Genomic DNA, 15,532 nt, shown 5'->3' on the forward strand with positions numbered 1-15,532 from the left:
TAACACCATGAGCCAATCTTATATTGTTCAGAGCGGTGATACGTTGCTTAAAATTGCCATTGATAATGATGTTCCTTTTACCACGTTACTTGAACTGAACCCAAAATATCAACCTAACCCTGATTTAATTCATGTGGGTGACAGTATTCGTCTGCCTGAGGAAGGGGAGGATGAAGAGGTAGAGCAAACCAACACCGTCGAACCTATTTCAAAAGTACGCCCCACAGCGGAAACATGCACATTAATGGCTGCACCAGAATGTGAAGCCAAAGAAGTGCATGATGTTGTATTTGTTACTGGTGAAGCAATGACTGATTTCTATTGTTTAGATGAAAAATCTATTCAATACATGGATGAAGAAGCGAAGTGTATGGACTCCTTGCTAGAAGGTTATGCAACACTTTTAAAAGAAACCCCTCAAGGCAAAAATGTTACTAAACAACAAGTAGAGCAGCACGCGAAAAAGAGACAAGTGTGGCTAAATGACGCAAGTAATGCAGGTGCGATTTGTTTGGTTGAATCAACAGAAGCAAAGATAGGTCGGAAAGTAGCGTCAGCTTTTGGTGGCGGTACAGAAAAAAAGAATGATGAGAATCAACAACGAGTATTAGATAAATTAAAAGCGTTAGATAAGCGAAAACGTATTGTCACTAATTATGATGAATCATGGTTTTTAGATGACGACTCTGTTGAGGTACTCAAAAGAAAAGTATTAGCAAAAATTGAAGATGAGATTTCGTATTGGCAGAGCTTGGATAAATCACCTAAAAAACCAGAAGCTCCCAATAAACAGTCAGTGAATCTGGATAACTTTAACTCAATTGGTAAGCAGCTAATTAATCCAAAAGTGAAGCAGCATATCGTTGAAGTCTACTCTATGCGCCATAACAGATATCTTTATCTGAGAAGTGAATTTATTGAGCAAGAGAAAGCTGAAAATAAAGGACGTTGGAGACCAATAAAAAATCGTTCAAAAACCATGGCGGCCATTGAAAATAATGATAAAGCTGGTTTTGCTAGAGCTGTGAAAGAAGATATTCAAAATGATATCAAGAGTAAGTTAAGTAATGGCATACCACTGGAGATTAAATTTCAAGAATGGAAAGCCGATGGTGGGCATTGGTTAGAATTTAAAGCGGCGCAACATATTTTAACTGAAGAGGGAGAAACTCGTTTTGCCATCAGTCAAGATGCTCAGTTATTACGTTGGGGAGCTCAAGCCGCTTTTAAGGCTGACATTAAACCCCAAACCGGTGACGTAGATGTTGGTTTTGGTGCAGAAGCTAGCGTTTCTTTGGTTGAAGGGTCGGTTAAAATTGATTCATTTTTACCTTATGAAAGTGGTTACCCTGTCACATTAAATTATAAAGATGCAAATGGGAAAGACGCAACGTACTCGTTTGGTTGTTTTAGAACAAAAGGGTGTTTATTACTGAGTGCATTTGTTGGTGGAATGGCTTCTGTTGGGGCGCAAATAAATAATAAAAAAGCACCACCTAGAGGTGATGGTAGCGTTGGGATGTTATTCACACCGAGAGTCGGTTTTGGTAATTCACCGAAAGGACAGGTTGGGTTTAAGGCTGAAGGGTTTGCAGGTGCGCAAGCTGGTGGGCAATTATCTGGTGGTGTTGAGTGGTTAGCACCAGAAAAGAACAATACGTTAGATTTTGCAACGTTGGCAGAAATTAAAGTTGAGGGTAATGTTGCCGCAGGTTTAGGTGCTGGTGCTGATTTTCAGTTGAGCTTAAAAGAAGGAAAGTTCTGTTTAATATGCTCAGGTCGATTAGTGTGGGGTGTTGGTGGGAGTGGAAGCTTTGGCGCAGCATTAGATGGTAGAGAGTTTTGGAACGTAACTCAAATTATTTGGCAAGGGTTGCAGTACATAGATTATCGAATGTTAAAAAACATTGATGATGTGGCATATCAATATTTAATCCGAGCAAGTTATTTAGCTTTTTCCAATGAAGCTATTCAAGATCCATATCAGGCGCTTCAAAAAATGATTGAATTAGGTGATGATGCAATCTCTACTATATGGAAAAAAAGAATGGCGTATCTTGAACGTAAGAGTGAAGCTGACTATTTAGCCGAACGAATTATGGATAAAAGTGTGTATAGTGGGGTCCACCCAGAACAATTATTACCAGAAGTTGTTGGCATGATGCTGAATACTTTGGTAGAAGAGTTTTGGGATAGCATGAATGAGAAGCAAGAAACGGCTATTTGTGAGTTATTGAAAAAGACGACGTATAACTGGCGAAAGTTTGAAGAAATTTTATCGCGGATAAATGATAATGGAGACAAAGTTGGCGGAGACGCTGAATTGTTTAAAAATTTAAAACGCATTAATACAATTCTAGACAATGAACAACAACGAGAATTTAATTATTGGGTTTACCAGTTAGCTGAAGGTAATCTTCAGGTTGCGAGTAGTACAGTGCCATTTGAGGCTAGAACTGGCGAGCTTTTTGAGCGTAAAAAAGCCCAAGTAACCCAACAGATTGCTATGCTTAATAATTCTAGTGAGTTACGCTATACATAATAAATTCAACTAAGGCCTACAGTAATTTCGTAGGCCTTTTTATATCAGGGGTAATTAAGTCGCGGGGGATATTTGTTGGAGGGAGCAACGGAAACTAGATCTAACAGAATATGAGCTTTTTTCTGGAGTCATTGGAATTCGAGAAAATGTCATTGTAGTACCAACAGCGTCTCGCATTACTTTTTCTTTACCTATTTTGGGGCCCTTCGGATTATTTTCAGGTGATTCTAAATAATACTCAGCAGAGAACCAATCATTGACCCACTCACTTATATTATTATTCATACCGCTTATACCTAATGGGTTTTCTGGCCACAATCCAATTTCTTTTTCACTATCATAGATATCTGCATTGACTTCGCTTTCTGTATACTGAATGTTTTTACCGCTATTTAATTCTATGTAGTAACTATTTTTAAATTGCAAGTAACCTGTATTTGTTGCGAAGTAGCGTTTTTCACCTCGACTTCGCGCAGCATACTCCCATTGTGCCTCGGTTGGTAAGTCAAAAGGCAAGGTGGTGACATTCCCTAACCATTGACAATAATCTTTTGCTTCTTGCCAATTTTTTGTTTTTGCGGCTGTATTGATATTATGGCTAATTAGTTCTTCATATTCTTTTGAATTTCGTTGAACAATTTCTCCTTCTAATATGCGATAGCCATCCCATTTATTATCTGCGACAGGTAAGTTACTAAGTTGTCGCATCCATTCCATATCCATAAAACTGGTTTCATATTTAGACATAGAATAAGAATTAAGTGTTACTTTATGTAGGTAATCTGCACCAGTGGTGGTACTGAATGGTGAGCTTAGACACTGTACATTGGGTGACCAATCAATTCGGTTTACGGTCCCACTTGGAATTTCACAAGGGGAGCCAAAATCCCCCATTTCAAAACTACCACCTTTTACGAACACGAGATTCTCAATAGCACGAACCGCGGTGTTTAATGCATTTTGTTTTAATTCATTGGATGCATCAGGGTACTGCTTATTGATGTTGGTAATAATGGTATCAATTTGTTGTTTTGATACCGTGTCACTTGATGCACTAATAGAGGAGTTTGCATCGTTGCAGCCGCTTAATAATGGTAGTAAGCAAGCAAATCCTAACCATTTGTTTTTCATAATTCTTCCTTATAATTTATGCCTCTATTTTAAACTATTTAGTATTTTCATTGAAGGTGTAACAGGAAGTAAAATGTGATATTTGTTCAGTGTTTACGGGGAGTGATAAGAGTGAAGTTTGTGCCATGCAGATATTGTTTTTTTATGTAGCCTTATAAGAAAAAGCCCCACAAAAGTGAGGCTAAATTTAGCGTTATTTTAAGTTATTCAAGTGCTTTAAACTCTTGACCCCAACGGAATAATTGTCACTTTCTGACCAATATCCACCGACTCGACTTCAGGTTGCACTTCAATTAAGCAGTTGGCTTCACTCATTGAACGTAAAATCCCAGAGCCTTGTTTACCTGTAGTTACCACTTCCATTTGACCATTTTGGTTAATCGAGTAAATGCCACGGCTGTATTCAGTTCGGCCAGTGCGAGAGCGAATAAATTCTTTTGCAATTGCCGTAAAAGTCTCAGGTTTCCAGTCATCTTCGCCTTGAAGTTTACGTAATGCAGGTTCAACAAATTGTAAGAACGCCACCATTACTGCAACTGGGTTGCCCGGTAAACCAAAGAAAGGCGTGTCACCAATATGGCCAAAGGCAAGAGGACGACCAGGACGCATATTGATACGCCAGAAGTTAATATTGCCCAGTTTATCTAAGATCGTTTTGATGTAATCGGCATCACCAACCGACACACCACCAGAAGATAAGATCATATCTGCCTGTTGTGATGCTTGAGAAAGCGTTGATTCTAAAGCGGCTTCACTGTCTTCAATGATACCGAAATCAATCACTTCACAACCGATCTTCTGCAATAATGCTGTTAACGTGAAGCGATTTGAGTCGTAAATAGAGTTGGTTTTTTGTGCTTCACCCGGTGCTTGAACTTCATCACCAGTAGAGAATATAGCAACTTTTGTTTTTGAAATAACAGGAATAGAAGCAATGCCTAAAGAAGCGAGCATACCGACTTCAGGAGCTGTAATACGTGAACCTTTAGCCACACAGGTTTGGTCGATAGCAAGATCTTCACCTGCTAGACGAACGTTTTGGCCTTTACGAATGCCAGATTTTCCTGCATCAAAGCGAACTTGATTGCCTTCTTGAATTGCTTGTTCACGCATGATCACGGTATTACCATTTTTAGGCACTGATGCACCCGTCATGATTTTTGCGGCTTCACCATGTTGAAGAGGGCGATCGTAACTGTGACCTGCCATGATCTCAGCAACGACGGTGTAGCTTTCGCGCTCTAAATCATCACCACAAATCACATAGCCATCCATTGCTGAATTATTATGTTGAGGAACATTGATCGGCGATAAAATATCTTGAGCAGCTAATGCGTTAATGGATTCAATTAAAGAAACATCACTTTGGGAATCTAGTGGTGTGATGGCCTCTAAAATCTTAGCTCTGCCTTGGCTAACAGATAAAAACGCAGGGGATAATTCATCACAATTAGCGGATAAATAACTTTGTTGTTTATGCTGATGCTGTTTTACGTAGTCAACAATGAACGCAGTGATAGCATCGGTATCATGGATGTCCATTTGCGGCAGTCCTGATTCGGCTTTGGAATCAGAGGCAATCGCAATAATGTTGTCATCTTCAGGGAAGATCCACGGCTTACCGACTTCATCACGGTGCAATTCAATCTTGGTGTATGGCAGTTGTTTAAAGCCTTCAATAAGAATCAAATCAAGTTCAGTTTGATCTAACTTATTGATGAGTTGCTGACAGGTGGTTTCTTCATCAGGTGTTTCCGTAATTAATGCATTACGAAAACGAGAGCTGATCAACATTTGGCTTGCACCGGCTTTACGCAAACGGTAGCTGTCTTTACCTTCTTGGTCGATATCAAAATTGTGATGAGCGTGTTTGATGACTGCGACTTTTAGTCCCATTTCATTCAGTTTTGGTAATAGCTTTTCTAGTAATGTCGTTTTACCTGTGCCGCTATAAGCAGCAAAACCCAATAGTGGGATAGACGCAGTCGTTAAGCTCATAATAAAGCTCCAAATTGTTCAAGTTCTTGAGGGCTATTCAAATTGATAAAAGCATTTGGGTAAGCAGAGAAATCAGCAAAAACAGTATTACACTCTTTGTATAATAGAATGATTTTTCTATCACCGCGCGCTAAGAAAGCATCAATTTTAGGAATGATACGTTTATGCATTAAAGTGACAACTGGTTGCATGTATTCGCCATCATGAGCGACCACAATATCAGTGTCTTCTTTTACCGCATCACACAATAAAGCAACAAGGTTGTCAGGTAAGTTAGGGGAGTCACAAGGAATAAAACCAACCCAATCAGAATTCATATTGATTAAACCAGAATGCATTCCTGCCAATGGCCCTGGGTAATCGCTAAACTGATCTGGAAAGGTGACCGCGTAACGTGAGTATTCTTCAGTACTGCGGTTAGCATTGATGGCAATCTGGTCAGTTTGAGGTGCTAATGTATCTAAAGCGTGCTCAATTAACGGTTTATCTTGAAATAGAACAAACCCTTTATCTTTACCGCCCATACGACGAGCTTGTCCACCCGCTAAAATTACCCAACTAGTTTGCTTTGGCTGGAGCATATTTATCCTTGCTAACGATCACTTTTAATGGGGTTGATTCTATCAGCTTTGCGTCTGAAATGGTCCATTGACGATGACAAATTTCAGTTAATGCGTTGGTTTGGTGACTGGTGACGACAATGCTAGAGCCACGTTCAAGGAGATCTTTCGCCATAATAACCAATAAATCGATGGATTCTTGGTCAACACTGGCACTTGGCTCGTCCATTAGCAGTATAGAAGGTTTTAGCACCCAAGCTCGTGCCATAGCGACACGTTGTTTTTCACCACCAGATAAAACAGAAATATGTTCGTCAGCTAAGGTCTCAAGGCCTACCATGCGTAGCGCATTGATCACCATATTACGTTTTTCAAGTTTATTCATGGTGGTGTACTTCATACCATAAATAATATTATCGAAAACGGTACCATCAAATAAAAATGGGTTTTGATGAAGGTACACAATTTGGTTATTACCTGAGCGACCAAATAAGCGTGCAGTCCAATGGGGTTGATTAAGGTTGAGCTTACCTGCCGTCGGGGTTTGTAAACCAGATAAAATCTTAAGCAGTGTTGTTTTACCCACACCATTAGCGCCACGCAAATAGACTGATTCTTTTGGCCCTAATGACAAATGCGGGATGTGGAAAAGCACACGATCATTGAATCGCATCGATAGATTATCGGCAGTAATTCTTATTGTCATTTTTTATGCCTACTAAGTACGTAAATACCCTTTACCACGAGTGATAGAGAGTAAAAAGTTTAACACTAGCGCTAAGATTAATAGCACCATACCAAGGGCAACCCCTTGAGCAAACGCACCTTTTTGGCTTTCCATAGCGATTGCGGTTGGAATATTTCGTGTAGCATTAAAGATGTTGCCACCGACCATCATCGAGCAGCCGACTTCTGTAATAATCCGAGAAAATCCAGCAATAACGGCGGCTAGGATAGGGAATCGAGTTTCCCAGATTAAGCTACCAAAAGCACGCGGTAATGAAGCGCCGAGTGTAAATGCGGTTTCCCATACTCGGCGATCACTGTGTTGAAATGCGCCGTGCATCATGGCAACCATGATAGGGAAGCAGATAAACATTTGGCCAATGACCATTGCTTCTTGCGTAAATAGTAGCTGCCAATCTCCCAGAGGTCCTGAGCGAGAAAGCATCATATACAACAATAAACCGATAACGACGGTAGGTACTGATTGTAAGGTATTAATAATAGAGAGCAGCAGCCACCGTCCCGGAAACGAGCCATAAGCAAGCGCAAATGCCAGTAATAAAGCAGGGAGTAATACAACCGCCATTGCAAATAATGACACAGAAAATGAAACACCAACGATGCTCCATAATGCCGTATCACCACTGAACAGTAATTGAATTGCTTCGTGAGAGGTGGCTAATATACTCATGAATTATTTAGCGTCCGCAGTAAATAGTTGTTTACCGTTTAGTTTAAAGCTGTTGATCATTGCTTGGCCTTTATCGCTAACTAACCAGTCACTAAATACTTGCGCACCTTTGGTGTTTAAGTTGTTGTAACGTTCAGGGTTAATTAGGATTACTTGGTATGGGTTAAATAGACGTTTATCGCCCTCAACCATGATCTCAAGATCAAGTTTGTTTTGGTAAGCTAGCCAAGTACCACGGTCTGTTAATGTGTAGGCTTGTAGCTCAGAAGTCATGTTCAATGTTGGTCCCATACCTTGGCCAACGGCTTTGTAGCCACCAAAGTTTGGTTCAATCTTAGCTTGAGACCATAAAATCAATTCTTTTTTGTTTGTGCCAGAGTCGTCACCGCGAGAAACGAAAGTAACGTCTGATTCCGCCATGTTCTTGAATGCCGCAGTCACGTCTTTCATGCCGTGAATGTGTGCAGGATCGGCTTTAGGACCAACTAGAACAAAATCGTTATACATTAATGCTTTTGGAGCAACGCCATAACCTTTTTCAACAAAGTTTGCTTCCGCTTTAGGGGCGTGAGTCATTACTAAATCAACATCACCATTTTCGCCCATTTTTAGCGCTTTACCTGTGCCCGCTGCCAATACTTGAACTTCGTAGCCAGAATCTTTTTTAAATTCAGGCAATAGGTAATCAAGTAAACCAGAGTGGTAAGTACTTGTTGTCGTTGCAAGACGAACGATACTAGCATCATCTGCATATACGTTGGTTGCAGAAAAAGAACCAAGAGCCAGTGTAGCCATAACTGAAAATGTACTGATTTTATTGTTCATGTTATATCCATGTAATGAAAGGTAATATCGTTAGTAAATGTCTCAAACGAATAGACTCATTGGCATTAAAGCAATCACTATGCCAAAATTTGCATTGATGCTTTTATCTATAAAACAATGATATATAAATAATTGAATGGCATTCTGCCATAAAAACCTTACAAAAAATGTGACTAGGACAAAATGTCTCATTAGAAAGGATACATTTTGTAGAATACAGGTTAGAATAATTAGGACATTTTGACCCACAACCCCCTGTCAGTACTCTTAATTAGGAAACATTATGGTCGCGAAATCAGATTGGCACGCATTCTCAGTTCTTGTTGTTGATGATGAAATAGGTATGCAAACCATACTTAAAAAAGCATTAAGCAAACAATTCGGTCAAGTTCATACCGCGGGAACTATTGAAGATGCAGAAGCTATCCGTCAATCTCACCATCTTGATCTTATTATTTTAGATATTAATTTACCGGGTCAAACGGGATTAGAGTGGCAAGAGAGTATTGCTTGTGACTCTCGAAACTACGACGTTATATTTATGACGGGATACGCAGAGTTAGATACCGCGATCCAAGCGCTTCGTTTAGGTGCGGCTGATTTTATTTTAAAACCATTTAATTTAGAAAACATGTTGCAAGCAGTGAGGCGTTGTATGGATCGTCGCCTTGTTGAACGTACTAATTTTGCATTGCAAAGAGAAATTGAAAAGAATAATCCAATAGAGATCATTGGTAATGCAGATAAAACCTTACAACTAAAACAAATGGTCGCTCAACTTGCACCATCAAATGCAGCGGTGTTAATTGAAGGGGAATCTGGCACGGGTAAAGAGTTGGTTGCACGTGGTTTACATCAATTAAGTAATCGAAATGGTCCGTTTGTTCCTCTTAACTGTGGTGCTATTGCCCCAGATCTTTTAGAAAGTGAATTGTTTGGCCATACATCTGGTGCATTTACGGGAGCCAAAAAAAGTCGGGAAGGGCTATTTAGAGTTGCTAACGGTGGAACTCTATTTTTAGATGAAATTGGTGAAATGCCAATTGGGATGCAATCATCATTACTTCGAGCGTTAGAGCAGAAAGCCATTCGACCTGTTGGATCTGAAAAAGAGATCCCCGTTGATGTTCGTATTGTTGCCGCAACTAACCGTAATTTACTAGAAGAAGTTGAAAAGGGTAATTTTAGAAAAGATTTATTTTATCGCTTAAACGTATTAACGGTTTCTCTGCCTGCATTACGTGAACGTAAAGCCGATTTAGCCTGTTTAACTGAGCATTTCTCGCACATGATAGCGAAAGAGATGGGATTAAAGCCTATTCATTGGGCACACGAAGATATCGTCGCGATGGCTCATTATGATTGGCCTGGTAATATTCGTGAACTTAAAAACATGATTGAGCGTTGTATCTTACTAGGAAAGCCACCAGTAGAGCATTGGTCTAGTTTACAAGGTGATACGCCATTGCATCAATCACCTAATCAAGCGCAGATTTTAAATCAAGAACCAACGGAATGTACTTGCATGCCAGAGATGGATGAATATCCTGAGCAGTGGACATTAAAAGAAGTTGAAAAGAAGCACATAATTACGGTTGTTGACTTGCATGACGGGAACAAGTCAGCGGCAGCAAGGCAGTTAGGTGTTGCTCGTAAAACTTTAGAGAGAAAATTTAAAGAGTGGAGTGAAGAGGTCGCATGATGTTATCTCCTCTTTTATGGAAACGCAGAGTAAAAACCATGGTGAGATATCGCTTGCTATGGTTAAACTCCGTTCCTTTGTTTTTAACTTTACTCGCTTTAGTTATTATTACTGCGTTTTGGTCTGTGCATTATACGTGGCAAAACGCACTTAATGATGTTGGCAGTAAATTATCAGTTGCAGAGAATAGCATTGATTTTTTACAACAAGAGCAAGAGGCAGAGCTTCGTAGTTTTGTTGAGTCATATCAATTTCAAATAAGATTGAAAGATAATGATCCAGCTCTTCAATATTGGGCTGAGCATCAAGCAGATAATTATAATTCTGATTTCATTGTTGTTCATCCTGTTTCTTATAGTAAGCACCTTCCTGAGTCATCAGTTAAAGCCTTATCCTTAGGGATCTCTCGTACTTTTTTTCAGGTAATGACGAATAAGGATTTGTATAATATTAATCCCCAGTTGAGCACTCAGGTTCAAGTGATTAATAAGAAAGACGGCAGCATAGAAAAGCGTGGTTTAGTGAGTAGAACGCTAATTCCTATTTTTGATAAAGAAGGGGATTTAGCGTGGATAGTTGATAGCGGTATTATTCTTAATAATAGCACTCTCTTAGTTGATAGGATTCGAGATCTTATTTACCCTGAGGGAGACTTACCCGCAGATAATTACGGTACTGTTACTCTGTTTTTAGATGATTTACGCATTAGTACTAATGTCCCGTTACATAATGATTTTGCAAATAAATCGCTTAATCAAGGGCGAGCAATAGGAACCACAGTTTCCCCAGAAGTTAACAAAATAGTGGTTGAAAATGGAGAACGTTGGACTAACCGAGCCTATGTTTACAACGATTGGTATATCTCTGCGTATCAACCAATAAAAGACATGGATAATAAAGTCATAGGTATGTTGTATACCGGATATTTAGAGTGGCCGTTACTTAAGCAATACTTGCAGAATTTAGTGGAAGCTGGGGTGACAATACTCATCACTCTATTACTATCGACTATTTTTGTGCATCGTGGAGCAAGAGATCTTTTTCAACCAATTGAAAAAATTCATTATGTGGTGAAATCAGTTCAGCTTGGAAAAGAAAGGCGAATTGGGGATTTAGGGCTAGATAATGGGCATGAATTAGCTAGTCTTGCACAGCAATTTGATAATATGTTGGATCAATTGCAACAACGAAATATAGAGATTCAAAGTGCTTCTAAAGAATTAGAATCTAAAGTTGAATCTCGTACCTCCAGTTTGCATGAAAAGACGGTTGAGCTTGAGCAGTACATTAAATTATTGAAACAAGCACAAGATAAACTTGTGATGAGTGAAAAGCTGGCGTCTTTAGGTGAGTTAACCGCAGGTATTGCTCATGAAATCAATAATCCAACGGCGGTTATTCTTGGTAATGCTGAGCTGATTAAGTATGAGCTCGGTGACGGTGCTCATGTTATTTCTGAAGAACTCGATGCAATAATGGAGCAGATTGATCGTATTCGTAATATCACCCGCAGTTTATTGCAATACAGTCGACAGGGTGGCATTCAAGATGAGGTGACATGGCAATACATCAATCCGATTATTGAAGAGAGTGTCACTTTAGTTCGAACTGGTTCACATAAGCGTGATATTGAAGTTGAGTTTGATTTTGAGCAACCGCCAAAAGTTGAAGTAAATCGACACCATTTACTGCAAGTTCTAGTTAATTTACAAATGAATGGCATTCATGCAATGAACAGCAAAGGTAAGTTAATTATTCGCAGTAGAACTTGGTATGAAGAAGAGATTGAGCTTGGTGCAATTATTGAGATTGAAGACTTTGGCTCTGGAATAAATGCAGAACAATTGAATCGAATATTTGATCCGTTCTATACGACTAAGCGTGATGGAACAGGACTTGGGCTTTCTGTATCCCAAAGTTTACTCAGTCAAACGGGAGGAGAAATAAAAGCACGCTCCCAGCTTGGGGAAGGGTCAACGTTTATTATTTATTTACCGACCAAATCTGAGCATCACCAGTATAATAATTTGGTTGGTTAGAAAGTAAACCGTATCTATTTAGGAAAAAGAGGGGCGGAAATGTTACCCCCCTCACAAAAATGCTGAATAGCGTGTTTTTTGTCTGTTTTTTGACCGTAATGTTATCGAAAAATGTTGAAATTTAGTCAGTCTTATTAGATAGTTAGGTCGTCCGGTTATGACCCCGAACAGTACCAAATTAAGCCACATTCTGAGACGTGTGGCTTTCCTTTTTCCTCTATTTATCTTTTCTTTATTTACTCTTATTCTAAAGTTCTAACCAATCTCTCGCATCACTATATTAGTCAATGATTACAATGCTATCAGTTTGATCTGTATGTAATTGCGCTTTGCTTTGTTCGATAAGTTGGGCTGCGTAAGAAGGCGTTACAGCATGAAGCTGACCTTTTAAACGTACACTTGAAGCCTCCCAAGCATGATCCTTATAAACACCAGTTTGAATGTATTGAATGAGCACTTTCATTTACTTTCTCCTTAGCTACAAATGACGTAATGTCTCTTTAACCATAAGTCTTACATTTAATATGTGCTACAGGTAAAAATGGAATTTAAGATTTATAAAATAAAAGAAAGTATATTATTAAAAAAACACCTTAGTTTTCTTCAATGGTATTAACTTAATATGAATAAATTTATCACTATATCTTAATCCCCCTCTATGTATTTTCGTTCCAAGTTAATCTATTAATATAATTTGGAGGCAGAGATGTGGGTAAAAATAACCATACTAAGCAAGTATGGTTAGGTGTATTAAGCTATGATGAAGTAGACAAACTAATCTTGTACCAAAGGGAAGGTCAGTGTCGCTTTTAAGCCACCCATTGAGCTCTTATCTAATGCTAATGAACCTCGATAACTGTGTGCCATCTCATTAACTATGTGTAAACCAAGCCCTGTACCTGGTGTCGATTCATCTAAACGAAATCCTCGCTTTAAAACGTGTTCGAATTCTTCTTTTGGAATTCCGTGCCCGTCATCTTCAATAATAATGCTTATTTGGTTATTAATAGGGATAGAGGAATGAACTCGGATCATCGAGTGTGTCCATTTATAGCTATTCTCAAGTAAGTTACCTAGCATTTCATCGAGATCGGTTTTATCGACAGTTATTTTTGATTCTGTATCAAGTTCATTAATTAATAAAATTTCACGTTCTGCGTAGACTTTATCGAATGCCATTGATATTGCATCGATGCGCTCAGAAGGTGATGTAGCGACAGAAAGAATGTTCATTGCTCCGGCCATTCGAGCACGACCAAGATGATAGTCAATGTGTTCTTGCAATTGTTTTATTGGCACTGAAAGGCGGTTTTTTTCTTCGTCTGTTAAATAAGATAACTCGTTTTTTAATACCGATAATGGGGTTTTAAGTGAGTGGGATAAGTTGCCTGCATGGTTACGAGCTCGTTCAAGCAGTTCTTGATAATGGAATAGCAGTGCATTGAGATCTGAGACTAAAGGGGAGATCTCCTGAGGGTAATGTTGACTTAAACTCTTTTGTTCGCCTTTACGTAGCATTACTAACTCTGCTTGCATTCGTACTAAAGGGCGAAGTGACCAACTGACTTGAATTCCGATTAGAAATAATACCCCACTAAATAATAAACCAAGAATGACCCAAAGCTGACCTGTGAGTTGTTGTAATGTCTTTTCTAGCGGATCTTCATCAATACCGATAGTAATTGTTACTGGATTTTTTATTTCAGGAAGATAAATTTCCTTTTGAATATAAATGAGCTTTTCATTATTCGCTCCTTTGACCTTAGGATTAAGGTGCAATGTATCTTTTTCGAATGTGAGCTTTTTATCCCATAAGGAACGAGAGCGTAGTTCTGTTTTTTTTGTACTGGCTGTCCAGTAAAGGCCACTGTAAGGCTGATTGAAACGAGGATCGGATAAAAGAGAGGGCATGGTGAGAACTCCCTTACTATTCACTTCTATATTAGCTGTAATTTCGTCCATAGAAAGAGAGAGCTGATCTTTCTCATCTTGAACTAAATAGTCACTGACTAATTTTGGAATACCAATACCTGCAGCTAAGATCATGGCAGATAGCCAAAAAGCCGCAGCAAGAAGCAAGCGGCTTTTTAAACTCAATTTTTTGAACGTACCTTTTAGGTGTCTAGGTGCTCTTTTCACAGTAGACCTTTTATTTTAAGGGTTTAATTGATAACCAAGACCGCGAACCGTTTTTATTATATTAGGGGCAATTTTCTTACGAATTCGACCAATGAAAACTTCAACGGTGTTTGAGTCACGATCAAAATCTTGCTTATAAATATGTTCAACTAAAGTGGTTCTTGAGATTACCTTTTCAGGGTTGTGCATAAAATAGGCAATAACTTTATATTCTAATGCGGTAAGACTAACGGCTTGCTCTTTCCATAACACTTTTGAGCTTCTGGTATCTAGACTTAAGTCGCCAATTTTGAGAATAGGGGATGCGTTTCCTGATGCTCGACGTAACTGAGCACGAATACGGGCGATCAACTCGACCATTTCAAATGGTTTAGTTAAATAATCATCCGCTCCGGCATTTAAGCCTTCAACACGTTGAGATAGCGTGTCACGTGCACTTAAAATAATAACAGGCGTATTAATGTTTTCGTCACGAATACTTTTTAATACGGTTAAGCCGTTTAATTTAGGTAGGCCAAGATCTAAAATAATGGCATCCCATTCTTCTGTTGTTGCTCGATATAGTGCATCTATACCATCTTGAGATAATTCAGGAACCCAATCTGCACTTTCTAATGTTTCTATAATTTGTTCGCCTAGACGAGGTTCATCTTCTACAACTAAAATTTTCATTATAATTTTTATCTCTAGTGATTATGCAGGGATTGTTATTTCAAGGCTGAACGAATATCACGTCCCTTGATCTCAGTAATTGCTAAGGTTGTTGCGTTGTATTCAACTTTAATCACGTTATTATCATGAACAAGTTTTAACTCATAAGTCCATTCATCGTCATCTTCCTCCAACTCAACTTTAATAATGCGCCCATGAAAATCATTATCAACCATGGCGTATAACTCTGAGAATGGTTTCACTAATCCAGCTTGGACAGCATCGTAGACTTCATCTTGATCTTCTTCAATTTCGATTCGAGCTTCATTTTGAGGGACATCAAGGATTAATTTGTGTCCATTTTGATGTTCATCAGCAAAAGCATGTTGAGAAACTGAAAACAAGGAAAAAAGGGTTGCTAGGTATAAAGCAGATTTTCTAAGCATGATGCTTCCTAGTTAAGTCAATACATGATGCAGTATAAAACAATGAAGATGAATAGAACATGAATTTACCTTTTAAAAGGCC

At 38.8% G+C, this 15,532-nt stretch carries 13 protein-coding genes; 3 read left to right on the forward strand and 10 right to left on the reverse strand.

The window, feature by feature from the left end:
- Positions 1–7 precede the first annotated feature (7 nt).
- Complete coding sequence (locus AC2IP4_RS06160) at positions 8–2,542, forward strand: LysM peptidoglycan-binding domain-containing protein (protein WP_486310679.1); 2,535 nt, start codon at positions 8–10, stop codon at positions 2,540–2,542.
- A gap of 54 nt (positions 2,543–2,596) precedes the next feature.
- On the opposite strand, the gene AC2IP4_RS06165 is transcribed toward AC2IP4_RS06160, so the two are convergent.
- From AC2IP4_RS06165 to AC2IP4_RS06190, 6 genes are all read right to left on the reverse strand, one after another.
- On the reverse strand, positions 2,597–3,673 hold the full coding sequence (locus AC2IP4_RS06165; RefSeq protein ID WP_486310680.1) for a formylglycine-generating enzyme family protein: 1,077 nt from the start codon (positions 3,671–3,673) through the stop codon (positions 2,597–2,599).
- A 216-nt stretch (positions 3,674–3,889) separates the two neighbouring features.
- Positions 3,890–5,671 carry a bifunctional molybdopterin-guanine dinucleotide biosynthesis adaptor protein MobB/molybdopterin molybdotransferase MoeA gene (locus AC2IP4_RS06170; protein ID WP_486310681.1) on the reverse strand — a complete coding sequence of 594 codons (1,782 nt, stop codon included), beginning with the start codon at positions 5,669–5,671 and terminating at the stop codon, positions 3,890–3,892.
- Positions 5,668–6,252, reverse strand: a complete 585-nt coding sequence (mobA, locus tag AC2IP4_RS06175; protein ID WP_486306518.1) for a molybdenum cofactor guanylyltransferase MobA — start codon at positions 6,250–6,252, stop codon at positions 5,668–5,670. The genes AC2IP4_RS06170 and mobA overlap by 4 nt, the downstream gene beginning before the upstream one ends.
- Positions 6,230–6,937 carry an energy-coupling factor ABC transporter ATP-binding protein gene (locus AC2IP4_RS06180; RefSeq protein WP_486310682.1) on the reverse strand — a complete coding sequence of 236 codons (708 nt, stop codon included), beginning with the start codon at positions 6,935–6,937 and terminating at the stop codon, positions 6,230–6,232. Before AC2IP4_RS06180 ends, mobA begins: the two co-directional genes overlap by 23 nt.
- 12 nt (positions 6,938–6,949) lie before the next feature.
- Positions 6,950–7,648, reverse strand: a complete 699-nt coding sequence (locus AC2IP4_RS06185) for an ABC transporter permease (protein ID WP_061011437.1) — start codon at positions 7,646–7,648, stop codon at positions 6,950–6,952.
- A gap of 3 nt (positions 7,649–7,651) precedes the next feature.
- Positions 7,652–8,473, reverse strand: coding sequence for an ABC transporter substrate-binding protein (locus AC2IP4_RS06190; RefSeq protein ID WP_486310683.1), 822 nt, complete (start codon positions 8,471–8,473; stop codon positions 7,652–7,654).
- A 283-nt stretch (positions 8,474–8,756) separates the two neighbouring features.
- On the opposite strand from AC2IP4_RS06190, the gene AC2IP4_RS06195 reads away from it, so the two are divergent.
- Both AC2IP4_RS06195 and AC2IP4_RS06200 read left to right on the forward strand, forming a co-directional pair.
- The gene (locus AC2IP4_RS06195) at positions 8,757–10,175 is read left to right on the forward strand and encodes a sigma-54-dependent transcriptional regulator (protein WP_375322513.1); all 1,419 of its coding nucleotides are present in this window, start codon (positions 8,757–8,759) and stop codon (positions 10,173–10,175) included.
- Positions 10,172–12,214: a sensor histidine kinase gene (locus tag AC2IP4_RS06200; RefSeq protein ID WP_375322512.1), complete on the forward strand. Its 2,043-nt coding sequence runs from the start codon at positions 10,172–10,174 to the stop codon at positions 12,212–12,214. Before AC2IP4_RS06195 ends, AC2IP4_RS06200 begins: the two co-directional genes overlap by 4 nt.
- 280 nt (positions 12,215–12,494) lie before the next feature.
- Here AC2IP4_RS06200 and AC2IP4_RS06205 read toward each other — a convergent pair whose 3' ends face one another.
- The 4 genes from AC2IP4_RS06205 to AC2IP4_RS06220 form a co-directional block, all read right to left on the reverse strand.
- Positions 12,495–12,677, reverse strand: coding sequence for a hypothetical protein (locus tag AC2IP4_RS06205; RefSeq protein ID WP_375322511.1), 183 nt, complete (start codon positions 12,675–12,677; stop codon positions 12,495–12,497).
- Between the two features lie 311 nt (positions 12,678–12,988).
- On the reverse strand, positions 12,989–14,353 hold the full coding sequence (locus tag AC2IP4_RS06210; protein ID WP_375322510.1) for an ATP-binding protein: 1,365 nt from the start codon (positions 14,351–14,353) through the stop codon (positions 12,989–12,991).
- A gap of 15 nt (positions 14,354–14,368) precedes the next feature.
- Positions 14,369–15,025, reverse strand: a complete 657-nt coding sequence (locus tag AC2IP4_RS06215; RefSeq protein ID WP_486306514.1) for a response regulator transcription factor — start codon at positions 15,023–15,025, stop codon at positions 14,369–14,371.
- Between the two features lie 35 nt (positions 15,026–15,060).
- Positions 15,061–15,450, reverse strand: coding sequence for a PepSY domain-containing protein (locus AC2IP4_RS06220; RefSeq protein WP_105054813.1), 390 nt, complete (start codon positions 15,448–15,450; stop codon positions 15,061–15,063).
- Positions 15,451–15,532: the final 82 nt, after the last annotated feature.

The organism is Aliivibrio thorii (assembly GCF_057368585.1).

Bases quoted from the DNA above. Each gene is read 5' to 3' on its own strand.
- AC2IP4_RS06190 (WP_486310683.1), bottom strand. From the start codon at position 8,473: ATGAACAATAAAATCAGTACATTTTCAGTTATGGCTACACTGGCTCTT.
- AC2IP4_RS06170 (WP_486310681.1), bottom strand. From the start codon at position 5,671: ATGAGCTTAACGACTGCGTCTATCCCACTATTGGGTTTTGCTGCTTAT.
- AC2IP4_RS06205 (WP_375322511.1), bottom strand. From the start codon at position 12,677: ATGAAAGTGCTCATTCAATACATTCAAACTGGTGTTTATAAGGATCAT.
- mobA (WP_486306518.1), bottom strand. From the start codon at position 6,252: ATGCTCCAGCCAAAGCAAACTAGTTGGGTAATTTTAGCGGGTGGACAA.
- AC2IP4_RS06220 (WP_105054813.1), bottom strand. From the start codon at position 15,450: ATGCTTAGAAAATCTGCTTTATACCTAGCAACCCTTTTTTCCTTGTTT.
- AC2IP4_RS06185 (WP_061011437.1), bottom strand. From the start codon at position 7,648: ATGAGTATATTAGCCACCTCTCACGAAGCAATTCAATTACTGTTCAGT.
- AC2IP4_RS06200 (WP_375322512.1), top strand. From the start codon at position 10,172: ATGATGTTATCTCCTCTTTTATGGAAACGCAGAGTAAAAACCATGGTG.
- AC2IP4_RS06180 (WP_486310682.1), bottom strand. From the start codon at position 6,937: ATGACAATAAGAATTACTGCCGATAATCTATCGATGCGATTCAATGAT.
- AC2IP4_RS06165 (WP_486310680.1), bottom strand. From the start codon at position 3,673: ATGAAAAACAAATGGTTAGGATTTGCTTGCTTACTACCATTATTAAGC.
- AC2IP4_RS06215 (WP_486306514.1), bottom strand. From the start codon at position 15,025: ATGAAAATTTTAGTTGTAGAAGATGAACCTCGTCTAGGCGAACAAATT.
- AC2IP4_RS06195 (WP_375322513.1), top strand. From the start codon at position 8,757: ATGGTCGCGAAATCAGATTGGCACGCATTCTCAGTTCTTGTTGTTGAT.
- AC2IP4_RS06160 (WP_486310679.1), top strand. From the start codon at position 8: ATGAGCCAATCTTATATTGTTCAGAGCGGTGATACGTTGCTTAAAATT.